The following is a 12830-nucleotide window of genomic DNA, read 5'->3' as shown; positions in this document are numbered from 1 at the left end:
AAACCCGCGATAGCCGCATAATCTGGACATCCCGTCTCACTCATGGAACACCCATGGATCTCCTCGCCCTGGCCGATTTCAACGACGTGGCGCGACATGGCGGCTTCGGTCGCGCCGCGCGGATCACCGGCCGCCCCAAGGCCACGCTCTCGCGTCGCGTGCGCCAGCTCGAGGACGCGCTGGGTGTGCGTCTGTTCGAGCGTGGCGGCCACACCTTGCGCCTGACGATGGAAGGGCGCGAGCTGCAGGAGCGCACCCAGTCGCTGCTGGAACACATCGACGAAGTGGGCGATGCGCTGCGGCGTGGGGTCAGCACGCCACGCGGCCGGCTGCGGGTCAGCGCGCCGGTACTGTTCGGGCAGCGCGGCCTGGGCCGCATCGCCGCGGATTACGCCCTCGCCTATCCGCAGGTACAACTGGAGGTGGTGGCGGAAGACCGCTTCGTCGATCCCGTGGATGACGATTTCGACCTGATCATCCGCGCCAACCCCGACCCTTCAACCGAGTTGTCCGGCCGATGCTTCCTGCGCGACGTGATGGTGGCAGTGGCCACGCCGTCGCTGCCTCTGCCGACAAAACGAGCTGACGCCGCGGTGCCGGTCATCACGTTGTCGCGCACGCCGGCCGACGCCTCCTGGCAGCTCAGCCGCGCGCGCGGCGTGCGCAGCATCGCGACCCGTACGGTATTGCGGCTGTCGTCGATGTCGATGATCCGCGATGCAGTCATTGCCGGCATCGGTGCGGCCGCCATGCCGCGCTCGCTGGTACAAGCCGATATCGACGCCGGTCGCCTGATCGTCTGGGGCGTGCTCGCCGCCCATCCGGTGGAGGTGTGGGCGCTGTACCCCTCGCATCGGCATGTGAGCGCGCGCGTCTCGGCGTTCGTGAAGCTGCTGCTGGAGCGGTTCGAGAACGCCTCGCCCGCCGCCTTCGCCGGGCTCACCCATGCAAGCTGATGCCTGTGCATCGACAACCCGCCGGAAGCGACTTCACCGCGAAGGAAGAGGATTCTGGTAATTTCGATATCCATGCAACGGCGACGTCATGTCGCCGCCGGGCATGCCACCAACGCAGATTGATGACTCCGACGTTACCGCCCCTTGCCGACGTACTCGACCTGATGCCCGATGCCGTGTGCGTGGTCGACGTCGATGGACGTTTCCTGTTCGTCAATGCCAGTTTCCAGCGCATTTTCGGCTACATGCCCGACGAGGTGCTCGGCCGGCTGATCTTCGACCTGGTCCATCCCGACGACCGCGACGCCACCGCCAGACAGGCCGAATCGGTCATGGCAGGCGAACTGCAGCGCCACTTTCGCAACCGCTACATCCACAAGGACGGCCATGACGTGGACATCCAGTGGTCCGCGCGCTGGCTGCCCGACCATCACGTGCGTATCGGTGTCGGCCGCGAAGTGACTGAGCTGCGGCGTCTGGAACGCGAACTGGAATATCGCGCGAACCACGACTCCCTGACCGGTCTGGCCAACCGTGATCGCCTGCGCACGGAAATCCGCTCCGCCATCGACCACGCCGCGCACGCCGATCACGGCTTCACGCTGCTTTACCTCGACCTGGATGGCTTCAAGTTTGCCAACGATCGCGCCGGACATGATGCCGGCGACCAACTGTTGCGCGACGTCGCCGTGCGCCTGCAAGAGAGCATCCATCCCGACGACGTGTTGGCCCGCATCGGCGGCGACGAGTTTGTGGCGCTGCTTCCCGCTTGCCACGACACGGCTTCGGCCCAGCGGGTAGCCGATTCATTGCGCGCTCGCCTCACGCAACCTTTCAGCCTGCCCGATGGCCCGTTCCTGCTGGACGTCAGCATCGGCATCGCCCGTTTCCCCACGGATGGCACCGACGCGGACAGCCTCCTGGCCCACGCCGACCGCACCATGTACGCCGCCAAGCGACAACGATCGTTGCCCGGTTGAGCGGAACGTCGCACAACGGCACCGGCGCTGACTCGGGCAAACGACCTCATCTGAATTGTTCCGCCGCGATGGCGTTGCGCGGAACTCAGGCGTCGGCCGCCACAGGCAATTCGGCCAGAAGCCGTCCGATGCTGGCGCCCAGCGCAAGATCATCCGCCACACCGAAATGCTGCTGACGCAAACGTCCTTCCGCGTCGATCAGAACCAGGGTTGGCGTACCTTGCATGGCATAGCTGCGCATCGTCCGGGGCAACGGGTCGCCCTCATCGTGTGCGTCCACGCCCACCGGAAAGTCGTAGCGATACTCATGCAGGAAGGCCGCCAGCGAAACCGGACCCTGCGCGTCGTGATGTTCGAACACGGTGTGCAATCCCACGACGGCGAGGCGCTCATCCGCAAAGGCGCGCCGTACACGTTGCATCTGCGGCAGCGCCTGCATGGCGCAGGCGGGGCACAACATCTGGAACGCATGCAGCAACACGACCCTTCCGCGCAGGTCGGCCAGGGCCAGCGGTTCACTGTTGAACCAGCGCGACACCTGCCACGCGGGCGCCATGGGCGAGGTCATACCCTTCTCCTGTCGAGACTGCATGACATCACAGTTTACGCGCTGCACGCGCGGCGGATGATCCCCACGCGGCAACTTGCTAACCTGCCCCGACAAGCATCGGGAGGCACCATGACAGTCCACGGCATCCACACCATCGACACCGGTTTCGTGCGCCCGCGTTTCGATGCCGCCTACCTGATCGTGGAAAACGGACGCGGCGCGTTTATCGATTGCGGCACGAATTTCGCCGTGCCGCGCATGCTCGACGCACTGCGCCAGGCAGGCCTCACGGCGGATGATGTGGACTGGCTGATCCTCACCCACGTCCATCTGGACCATGCCGGCGGCGCCGGTGCATTGATGGCGCAACTGCCCCACGCACGCCTGGCCGTGCACCCGCGCGGCGCACGCCACATGATCGACCCCGCGCAACTCTGGGCCGGCGCCAGCGCGGTCTATGGGGAGGCGGTGATGGAGCAGACCTATGGCCGGCTGCAGCCCGTCCCGTTGGAGCGCGTGGTGGAAGCGCCGGACAACCACATGATCGACCTGGCGGGGCGACCGCTGCGCTGCCTGGATACGCCCGGCCACGCGAAACACCACCTGTGCGTTTACGACGAGCGCTCCAACCGCTGCTTCAGCGGCGATACGTTCGGCCTCAGTTATCGCGAGTTCGATACCGCCAACGGACCGTTCGTCATTCCCACCACGTCGCCGGTGCAATTCGACCCCGAGGCATTGCATGCATCGCTACATCGTTTGATCGCCCTGCAACCGGAGGCGATCCATCTCACCCACTACGGCGCGGTCGAGCAGGTGGAAAAACTTGCCGACGATCTGCACCGCCGGATCGACGCCATGGTGGCGCTGGCCCGATCGACAGGCGAGTTGCCCGACCGGCAAGCGCGCCTGATGGAGGCTCTCACCGATCTTTACGCCCAACACGCCGCCGCGCACGGCTGGACCGGCAGCCGCGCAACGCTGTGCGAGCTGCTGGGCATGGATATCGAACTCAACGCGCAAGGATTGCTGGTGTGGCTGGATCGGCAAGCGCGGCACTGAATCCGCTCAAGCCATTCGCGTACCGTTGGGCACCGGCCTCTCCAGCGTGGTGATCACCACGCCCTGCTCCGTCGCAAAACCGGTCAACAGGAACTGCGAACGGAACGGGCCTATCTGCTTTTCGGGGAAATTGACGACGCCCACGATTTGCCGGCCGACCAGCTCCGCGGCGCCGTAGAGCGCCACGATTTGCGCACTGGTTTTACGCTCGCCGTACGGGCCGAAATCCACCCAGACCTTCCACGCAGGCTTGCGCGCTTCCGGAAATGCCTCCACCCGCGTGACCGTGCCCGCAACCATGACGACCTTTTCGAAGTCCGCCCAGGATATTTCGGCGCCGGGGGCGCGCGCGATTTGTTGCCCCATATCGCTCATCGTTCCAGCTCACTCTTCAACCAGTCGCGGCTTTGCTGCCACCAGTAGTGGGTTTGCGCCCCCAGGTAGCCCCAGGGGCGATGTGTGCTGCGCAATCCGTAATCGCGGAATTGTTTCCAGCTCTCGTCGCCGTGCGCGATGGCGGCAGCAAGCAGTTCGCCGGCGGCGCAGGTTGGCGCCAGCCCGTGCCCACCGAACGCCTGCGCCCACCACAAACCTTCCGTATTGCCACCGATCTGGGGCATCTGGTGTCTCGCGTAGCTCATCAGGCCCGACCACGCGTAATCGATGCGCACGCCCCGCAGTTGGGGAAACACCCGCAGCATGTCAGCGGTGAGAAGCTGTTCTATGGCACGCGCGGAACGTTCGCGAATCGAGATGCGAGCGCCCCACAGCAGGCGCGTGTCGGGCAGTGGTCGATAGTAGTCGAACGCAAACCGGGTGTCGTACACCGCCGCCCGGGTCCGCAGACAGGTTTGCAGCCGTTCGCCCAGCGGCTCGGTCACCATGACATAGGTGGCGATCGGCAGGATCGCGCGATCAATCGATTCTTCGAGCCCCGCCAGATAACCGCCACAGGCCAGCACCAGCTGATCGGCGAGCACGCTGCCGTGCGCCGTATCGACACGCCAGCGCGAACCCTCACGGCGCACCTGCAGCGCACCGCTGTTTTCGTGCAGGGTCACGCCACGGCTCGCCGCCGCACGCGCCAACCCGGTCGCGTAATTGAGCGGATGCAGATGCAAGGCATCGGATTCGTACAGCCCGCCGTGGTACCGCGCGCTGTCGACCATCTGGCGCAGCTGCGTCGGCGACAGGGTCTCCCAGTGCACGTCGTAGTGATCGGCAAGCAACTGCTGGCGTCGACGCAGGATGGACGGGTCGCGAAACCAGTTGGCCCAGATCACGCCCTCGTCCACCACGTCGCAAGCAATGTCGTATTGCGCGATACGTCGACGGATGCGCTGCACTGCTGCGGTGGTCAGCGCAAACAATGCGCGGGCACGCGGCGCACCCGATTGATCGAGCAGGCTCTGCTCGCCCAGCGAATAACCGGCAAAAACGAAACCGCCGTTGCGTCCGGACGCACCGAAGCCGACCTGCTCGCGCTCCAGCAACATCACTCCGCGCACGTCGCGCTCGGCCAGGCCCAGCGCGGTATTCAGCCCCGCGTAGCCGCCACCCACGACGACCACGTTCGCCTCATGCGAGCCATGCAACGTTGGATACGGCGCATACGCCGTGGCGGTGGCGCGGTAATAGGAGGTTGGCAGGCCGTCGGGCATGGCGTCACCCTACAACCCGGGCGCGCAACCCGACGAGTGCCGAGGGTCGGGTGGTGCACGGGTTTCAGCTCACCGCTGCGCGTGCATGCGCTGGCGTGCGGTCAGAGGTCCGCGAGAAACGAGCGCACCGTCGGCTCCAGCGTCGGGTCCTGCATCGCCATGTGCATGGTGGCGCGCACCAGGCCGGCCTTGTTGCCGCAATCGAAACGGGTGCCTTCGAAGCGATAGGCCAGCACCTTGCCCTGCTCTTTCAGCAGCGCGTCGATGGCGTCGGTCAGCTGGATCTCGCCGCCGGCACCGGGCACGGTCTGTTCAAGCAGCTGGAAAATCCGGCTCGGCAGGACATACCGGCCCACCACGGCAAGGTTCGAGGGTGCGTCGGCGGGCTTGGGCTTCTCCACCATGTGGTCGATGCGCGCGCTGCGCTCATCGATCGCGGTTGCCGCGACGATGCCGTATTTGTCGGTTTCGTTGTGCGGCACCTCTTCCACCGCAATCACGCCCGCCTGCTGCTCGTCGCCCAGCTCGGCCATCTGCCGCAGCGCACCCTTGCCTTGGCCGTTCCAGATCAGATCGTCAGGCAACACGATGCCAAACGGTTCGTCGCCCACGACGGGCTTGGCACAAAGCACGGCATGGCCGAGGCCAAAGGCCTCGGGTTGCGTGACAAAGATGGCGCGGACATTCTTGGGCAACGTCCCCTGCACCAACGCCAGCAACGCCTCCTTGCCCTTGGCGTGAAGCTTGGCCTCAAGCTCGTAGGCCTTGTCGAAGTAGTCGGCGATCGCGTGCTTGTAGCGGTTGGTCACGAAGATCAACGTGTCCGCGCCCGCATCCACCGCCTCATCCACCGCGTACTGGATCAGCGGTTTGTCCAGCACCGGCAGCATTTCCTTGGCCACCACCTTGGTCGCCGGAAGAAAGCGTGTACCAAGCCCCGCCACGGGAAACACCACTTTGCGCAGAGGCTTGCTCACTTACTTGTCTCCTGATTCATTGCGACGGATGGACACCACGTTGTCGGGCTGCGCCACTTCGCTCCAGCGGAACGAAGGCAGCAGGCTGGAAACGCAGCGCCGCAGATCTTCCTCCCTGAAATCCCGTACCGCGTCGACGGATTTGTTCAGCAGCGCATGCAGCAGTTCCCACGACACCTCGCGGTGCTGCGCCAGGAAAATCTTGGCGTGCGCGGTGCCACTGTAGTTTTCCAGCGGGTGGAACAATTCCTCGAACAGCTTCTCGCCGGCGCGCAACCCCGTGTAGACGATGGGAATCTCGCTGCCCGGCTTCTTGCCGGCAAGCCTGATCATCTGTTCGGCGAGGTCGCGGATGCGAACCGGCTCGCCCATGTCCAGCGCGAAAATCTCGCCGCCCTTGCCGAGGCTTGCCGCCTGCAGGATCAGCTGGCATGCCTCCGGAATGGTCATGAAGTAACGCGATATCTCCGGATGCGTCACCGTCACCGGGCCACCGGCGCGGATCTGGCGGCGGAAAAGCGGTACCACGGACCCGGCCGAATCCAGCACGTTGCCAAACCGCACGGTCATGTAGCGTGTCGACGTCTGGGCATTGAGGTTCTGGCAATAGATTTCGGCCACGCGCTTGCAGGCGCCCATGACGCTGGTCGGGTTGACCGCCTTGTCGGTGGAGATCAGCACGAAACACTCGACGCCGGTCTCGCTGGCCAGATCGGCCACCGTGCGCGTACCGAGCACATTGTTGCGGAAGGCCGAACGCAGCTGCGTCTGCAACATCGGCACATGCTTGTAGGCTGCCGCGTGGAATACGACCTGGGGCTGCGCCTCCACGAACACCTTGTGCATGGCGGTGCGATCGCCGCAGTCGGCCAGTACACCGTCCAGGATGAGTTCGGGGAAATCGGCGCGCAATTCCTGGGTGATGCGATACAGGTTGTATTCGCTCTGGTCGACAACGACGAGCGATTGCGCCCCCAGCCTCGCCAGCTGCCGGCACAATTCGGAACCGATCGAACCGCCACCGCCGGTAACCAGCACGCGGCGTGTGGTCAGCGTCTGGCGGATCGCGGTCCAGTCCAGCTCCACCGCGTCGCGACCCAGCAGATCCTCGATCGCCACGTCCTTGATTTCGTTGAACTGCGCGCGACCGGCCACGACGTCATCCAGACGTGGCACGGTGCGATACGGCAAATCGGTGGCGTCACACAGCGCAACCACGCGGCGCATCTCGTTGGTCGAGGCACCGGGCATGGCGATCAACAGCATGTCCACCGCCGCTTCCCGCGCCACGTCAGGCAACTGCTCCAGATCACCCAGCACGGGGTGGCCATTGATGCTGGCGCCGCGCAACGTCATGCGGTCATCCACGAAACCCACCACGGCGTAGCCGCTGTCGCGGCGCAGGTCACGTGACAGCACCTCGCCGGCACGGTCGGCACCGACGATCAAGACCCGTTTGATGGACACGCCACGACGCGAGTCATCCCGACTGTCTTTCCAGAACCGGTAGGTGAGCCGCGGTACACCCAGCAACCCGGCCAGGACCATCGGATACATCAGCAGTACCGACCTCGGGACGCCCTCCAGACGGTTGTAGAGGAACAGCGACAGCCCGATCGCCAGCGCGCCCATGAGCACGGCACGCAGGATGTTCCACAGGTCTGGCAAGCTGGCGAAGCGCCAGACGCCCTTGTACAACCCCGTCCAACGGAAGATGAGGCCCTGTACCAGCAACACGATGGGAAACTCGAACAGCATGAAGCTGACGATCTCGTCCGGCTTCAACGCATAGCGCAGCAGTTTGCTGATCCACCAGGCCAGCGCCGTCGCCGCGAGGTCGTGCAGCACCACGGCGACACGCGGATGGATGAAGGCGGCCATCTTACGCAGCAACATGGCGACCTCCTGCGGTAGGGCGCTGCAGGCAGCGACGTTTCATGACCAGCCAGAGCACCGCCGCAATCGCGTAGATTGCGACAGCAATCGGCAAGGCGGCCTGCGGATGGCTGGCCATCCACCATGCAGCAGGCGCCGCTATCAACAGGTTCCAGACCAGGTAACGCGCGTCAACGCCGGCATGCGACATGCCGCTGCGCACCATCCATTGATAGAGATGTTCACGGTGAGCGCTATGCCACGAGCGTCCGCCCGTCATTCTCGTGAGGAGGGTCAGGCTGGCATCGGTGACAAACGCCGACGAAAGCACCAGTGCCGCCCATGCCAGCGACGGTTCAACGCGCCACAGCAGGACGGAAAAAACAAACACCAGCAGTCCCGCGCTGCCGCTGCCCACGTCACCCATGAAAATGCGCGCAGGCGATCGGTTGTAGAACCAGAAACCCACACCGGCCGTCATGACCGTACCCGCCCCGATCGCCAGAGCCGGCTCTGCAACGGACCAGGCCAGGCAGCCAAGGGCGCCCGCCACGAAAACGATTTGCTGCGCAAGCAAGCCATCGATGCCATCCATGAAGTTGTGCAAGTTGATGCTCCACATACCCGCCAGCAGCAATAACGGGAACCAGTACCACGACAAGTTTGTAGCGATCAGCGTGAAGGAAAACAAAACGACGGCGGCCGCCTGTGTCCCCAACCGCGGCCATACCGGCAGCGGGCGATGGTCATCCCACCACCCGACCAATGCGACCAGAAACAACGCTGCCGCCATTCCCGCCACAACCAGCACGGATATCGGCTTTGATAATGTCAGCAGTGCTCCGGAAGCGCAGATGAACACAGCCACTACCACGCCGATACCGCCACCGCGCGGCGTCGGAATGCGGTGGGAGCGACGATGGCCGGGTTGATCGAACATGCCGCGTCGGCGCGCGTAGTAAATGGCGGCACCCACCAGCAGCGACGTCAGAACGAATGACGATACCAACCACCCCGCTGCCAGCCCTGGCACGACAAATCCATGCTCATTCATTGGCAACCCCGTGAATGGGCCGGATGGTGCTCCAGTTCTTGCAGCTGGGGCATTGCCAATGATGGGCTTTGGCGCCGAAACCACAACGGCTGCAGCGATACATCGCCTGCCCTTCCAGCAGCTTGCGCATCAGCTCGCGCAATATCTGGAAATTCTCCCTGGCCTCACCGTCGATCTTGTCCATGGTGGCGTCGATCAAGGTCATCAGCCCGCGCACCGACGGCCGCTGGCGCAATTGCGCGGTGAGAAACTCCACCGCCTGCCGGTCGCCGTCGCGCTGCCGATACAAGTTCGTCAACGCCAGAACCGGTGACACACCGTGATAACGATCGAGCAGGCCACGCAGAAAATGCTCCGCACGGCCCATTTGCCGCGACCGTTCATAGCTGTCGAGCAGCGGCGGCAGGATATCCGGCACAAACGCCACATCCGCTTCGACGGCGGCTTCGTAGGCTTCCACTGCCGCGTCGTACGCGCCGTCTTCCGAGTGCAGGCGGCCGGTCAGCATGAAGGCACGCACGCATTGCGCCTGGCTCGCGAACGCCTGGGCGAGATAATCGCGCGCCTCGCTTCGCGCGCCGTGCTGGCGTGAACGCTCGGCGAGCTCGCAATAGAACTGCGCCATCATCGGCGTCTCGTCCTCGCCCGTCATGGTCTCCAGCCGGCGCGCGTGTTCGATCGCCTTGTGCCAATCCCGCTCGTGCTGGTAGATCGCGATGAGATGACGCAACGCCGACGGCGCGTGGGCATCCATCGCCACCAGGTCACGGAACAATGCCTCGGCGCGATCAAGCAGCCCGGCCCGCATGTAGTCCTCGCCCAACTCCAGCAGGGCCACCGTTTTCATGGCGTCATTCAAGCCGGGGCGTGACACCAGGTGTTGATGCAAACGAATGGCGCGATCCACTTCGCCGCGACGGCGGAACAGATTACCGAGCGCCAGGTGGGTTTCCACCGTATCGCGGTTGTACTCGGCGAGTTTGAGGAACACCTCGATCGCCTTGTCCTGCTCTTCATTGAGCAGGTAGTTCAGGCCACGAAAATAATCAGATGAGAGTTCGCTGACCTTAGCGCCCGAGCGACGCACGCCTGCCCGGCGCGAGGTCCACCAACCGAGCGCGAAGGCCGCCGGCACCGCCATCACCAGCAGATACAGGAGGCTCATGCGCCAGCCGCTGGCTTCTTGTTTGCCTTGCGTTGTTGGCGACGATGGCTGGTGCTCACGCCAAACCAGGCGGTAAGACCACCGAGCAGCCAACCAATGACCAGACTCCCCAGCAGGCCGGCGCCCTTGGGCAACTGGATACGCGCAAAGCCCAGGTCGTAACCGACGAGGTCGGCATTCAGCGCCCCCAGCAAAACGCCAGCAGCGAGGAAGGCAATGAGGAGTAGCAATACGAGCAATCGCATGGCAGGACTTTACCTGATTGACTGACGTCGTCACAGCCAGGCCGCATGCACGATCAGGCATGGGTCAGCAAATGATGCGGATGGGTGGCCATCAAAAAAAGAAAGGCAGGAACGACACCTGTCGCCTGCCTTGATCAACGCGTGGCCGTGCTTCAGGCCGTCGCGCTTTCCAGCTGCAGGTTCACGCGTTCGCGCAATTCCTTGCCGGGCTTGAAGTGCGGCACATGCTTGCCGGGGAGCGCAACCGCTTCACCCGTTTTGGGATTGCGGCCCATCCTTGGCGGACGGTAATGCAACGCGAAACTGCCAAAACCGCGTACTTCGATGCGTTCGCCATGGGCCAGCGCGTGACTCATCTGCTCGATCACACTTTTTACGGCCATCTCCACGTCCGCGAACGCAAGATGGGTCTGGCGTCTTGCCAGCGCTTCTATCAATTCGGATTTGGTCATGGTCCCCAATGTCCGTGACATGAAACAGCGGGGCGGCGTGATGCCGCCCCGCGTCAACTCGGCAATGTCGCTGCCGATCAATCAGCCTTGTTGAACTGCTCTTTGAGCAAGGCACCAAGCTTGGTCGTACCGCTTGCGGCTGCCGAGTAATCGACGGCCACGTCGGGTGCATCTTCCTCGTCCTTGGCGCGAATCGAGAGCGCCAGCTGGCGACCCTTGCGATCCATGCCGGTGAACTTGGCTTCGACCGCGTCGCCCACCTTCAGATGCTGGGTGGCATCGTCGATGCGCTCCTTGGCGATGTCGTTGGCGCGCAGGTAACCCTCGACGCCTTCGCCCAGATCGATCACGGCGCCCTTCGCGTCGACTTCCTTGACGGTGCCGTTGACGATCGTGCCGCGCGGATTGGCAGCCATGAACTGGCCGAACGGATCCTGCTCCATCTGCTTGATGCCCAGCGAGATGCGCTCACGCTCCGGATCGACGGCCAGCACCACGGCCTCGATCTCTTCGCCCTTCTTGAAGTCGCGCACGAGATCTTCGCCGGACACCTGCCAGGAGATGTCGGACAGGTGCACCAGGCCGTCGATGCCGCCGTCCAGGCCGATGAACACGCCGAAGTCGGTGATCGACTTGATCTGGCCGGAGACCTTGTCGCCCTTCTTGTGCATGGCGGCGAAGGCTTCCCACGGGTTCGAGCGGGTCTGCTTGATACCCAGCGAGATGCGGCGACGCTCCTCGTCCACGTCCAGCACGGTGACTTCGGTTTCGTCACCGACCTGAACCACCTTGGCCGGGTTGACGTTCTTGTTGGTCCAGTCCATCTCGGACACGTGCACCAGGCCTTCCACGCCCGGCTCGATCTCGACGAAGCAGCCGTAATCGGTGACGTTGGAGACCTTGCCGAACAGGCGGCTGCCGACCGGGTAACGGCGGGCGATGGCGACCCACGGGTCGTCGCCCAGCTGCTTCAGGCCCAGCGAGACGCGGTTGCGCTCCTTGTCGTACTTCAGCACGCGCACGTCCAGCTCGTCGCCGACGTTGACGACTTCGGACGGATGACGCACCCGCTTCCACGCCATGTCGGTGATGTGCAGCAGGCCGTCGATGCCACCCAGGTCCACGAATGCGCCGTAATCGGTGAGGTTCTTCACCACACCCTTGACGACGGCACCCTCGGTCAGGCGCTCAAGCAGCTTCTCGCGCTCCTCGGAGAACTCGGTCTCGACGACGGCGCGGCGGCTGACCACCACGTTGTTGCGCTTGCGGTCCAGCTTGATGATCTTGAACTCGAGCTCCTTGCCCTCGAGGTAGGTCGGCTCGCGCACCGGGCGCACGTCGACCAGCGAACCGGGCAGGAACGCGCGAACGTCCTTGATGTCGACGGTGAAACCGCCCTTGACCTTGCCCGAGATCATGCCCTTGATCGTTTCTTCCTTGTCGAACGCCTGCTCCAGGTCGTCCCACACCATCGAGCGCTTGGCCTTCTCGCGCGACAGCTTGGTTTCGCCGAACCCGTCTTCCAGGGCTTCGAGGGCAACCTTCACCTCGTCGCCAACCTGCACCTCCAGCACGCCCTGCTCGTCCTTGAACTGCTCGATCGGGACGATGCCTTCGCTCTTCAGGCCGGCGTTGATCACGACGACGTCGTTGCGGATTTCCACAACGATGCCGGTGACGATGGCGCCGGGCTTCAGCTTGGAGATAGCCTGTTGGCTCTGTTCAAACAGTTCGGCAAAACTTTCAGTCATGTTGATTCCATAGTGGGAAAGGACCGCTGGCTGTGGCGTCTATGTTGGCCACGAAATCATCGATCCACCGGTTGAGGGTGTCTTCGGCGGTTCTTCGAACCG

The 12830-nt window shown here is 63.9% G+C and carries 13 protein-coding genes; 3 read left to right on the top strand and 10 right to left on the bottom strand.

All coding sequences use genetic code 11. From position 1 onward, the window contains the following. Positions 1 to 53 precede the first annotated feature (53 nt). Together ASD22_RS03180 and ASD22_RS03175 are read left to right on the top strand one after the other, a co-directional pair. Positions 54 to 956 carry a LysR family transcriptional regulator gene (locus ASD22_RS03180; protein WP_056078801.1) on the top strand — a complete coding sequence of 301 codons (903 nt, stop codon included), beginning with the start codon at positions 54 to 56 and terminating at the stop codon, positions 954 to 956. Between the two features lie 122 nt (positions 957 to 1078). Further along, the gene (locus ASD22_RS03175; RefSeq protein ID WP_235577492.1) at positions 1079 to 1936 is read left to right on the top strand and encodes a sensor domain-containing diguanylate cyclase; all 858 of its coding nucleotides are present in this window, start codon (positions 1079 to 1081) and stop codon (positions 1934 to 1936) included. Positions 1937 to 2021: 85 nt separating this feature from the next. Here ASD22_RS03175 and ASD22_RS03170 read toward each other — a convergent pair whose 3' ends face one another. Continuing rightward, positions 2022 to 2474, bottom strand: a complete 453-nt coding sequence (locus ASD22_RS03170) for a TlpA disulfide reductase family protein (protein ID WP_235577491.1) — start codon at positions 2472 to 2474, stop codon at positions 2022 to 2024. Positions 2475 to 2615: 141 nt separating this feature from the next. On the opposite strand from ASD22_RS03170, the gene ASD22_RS03165 reads away from it, so the two are divergent. Further along, positions 2616 to 3548, top strand: a complete 933-nt coding sequence (locus ASD22_RS03165; protein ID WP_056078793.1) for an MBL fold metallo-hydrolase — start codon at positions 2616 to 2618, stop codon at positions 3546 to 3548. Positions 3549 to 3554: 6 nt separating this feature from the next. Here the strand turns inward: ASD22_RS03165 and ASD22_RS03160 are convergent, their stop codons facing one another. The 9 genes from ASD22_RS03160 to rpsA all read right to left on the bottom strand — a co-directional run bounded on the left by ASD22_RS03160 (position 3555) and on the right by rpsA (position 12728). Next, positions 3555 to 3923, bottom strand: a complete 369-nt coding sequence (locus ASD22_RS03160; protein WP_082520099.1) for a tRNA-binding protein — start codon at positions 3921 to 3923, stop codon at positions 3555 to 3557. After that, the gene (locus ASD22_RS03155; RefSeq protein ID WP_056078788.1) at positions 3920 to 5209 is read right to left on the bottom strand and encodes an FAD-binding oxidoreductase; all 1290 of its coding nucleotides are present in this window, start codon (positions 5207 to 5209) and stop codon (positions 3920 to 3922) included. The genes ASD22_RS03160 and ASD22_RS03155 overlap by 4 nt, the downstream gene beginning before the upstream one ends. Positions 5210 to 5310: 101 nt before the next feature. Beyond that, entirely contained in the window at positions 5311 to 6186 is an 876-nt protein-coding gene (galU, locus tag ASD22_RS03150) for a UTP--glucose-1-phosphate uridylyltransferase GalU (protein WP_056078787.1), read from the bottom strand. After that, positions 6187 to 8082, bottom strand: a complete 1896-nt coding sequence (locus tag ASD22_RS03145) for a nucleoside-diphosphate sugar epimerase/dehydratase (protein ID WP_056078784.1) — start codon at positions 8080 to 8082, stop codon at positions 6187 to 6189. Further along, positions 8069 to 9115 (bottom strand): glycosyltransferase family 4 protein, encoded by a 1047-nt coding sequence (locus tag ASD22_RS03140; protein ID WP_056078780.1) that lies wholly within the window; start codon positions 9113 to 9115, stop codon positions 8069 to 8071. Before ASD22_RS03140 ends, ASD22_RS03145 begins: the two co-directional genes overlap by 14 nt. Next, the gene (gene lapB, locus ASD22_RS03135; protein WP_056078777.1) at positions 9108 to 10280 is read right to left on the bottom strand and encodes a lipopolysaccharide assembly protein LapB; all 1173 of its coding nucleotides are present in this window, start codon (positions 10278 to 10280) and stop codon (positions 9108 to 9110) included. The genes ASD22_RS03140 and lapB overlap by 8 nt, the downstream gene beginning before the upstream one ends. Then, positions 10277 to 10525 carry a LapA family protein gene (locus ASD22_RS03130; RefSeq protein ID WP_056078774.1) on the bottom strand — a complete coding sequence of 83 codons (249 nt, stop codon included), beginning with the start codon at positions 10523 to 10525 and terminating at the stop codon, positions 10277 to 10279. Before ASD22_RS03130 ends, lapB begins: the two co-directional genes overlap by 4 nt. 152 nt (positions 10526 to 10677) lie before the next feature. Then, positions 10678 to 10977: an integration host factor subunit beta gene (locus ASD22_RS03125; protein ID WP_007080710.1), complete on the bottom strand. Its 300-nt coding sequence runs from the start codon at positions 10975 to 10977 to the stop codon at positions 10678 to 10680. Positions 10978 to 11054: 77 nt separating this feature from the next. After that, on the bottom strand, positions 11055 to 12728 hold the full coding sequence (rpsA, locus tag ASD22_RS03120; RefSeq protein WP_007080709.1) for a 30S ribosomal protein S1: 1674 nt from the start codon (positions 12726 to 12728) through the stop codon (positions 11055 to 11057). Positions 12729 to 12830 lie beyond the last annotated feature (102 nt).

Source organism: Rhodanobacter sp. Root480, from assembly GCF_001426645.1.
Classification (GTDB): domain Bacteria; phylum Pseudomonadota; class Gammaproteobacteria; order Xanthomonadales; family Rhodanobacteraceae; genus Rhodanobacter; species Rhodanobacter ginsenosidimutans.
Note: the sequence above shows the minus strand (reverse complement) of the source record. Positions and strands in the feature narration are given on the sequence as shown.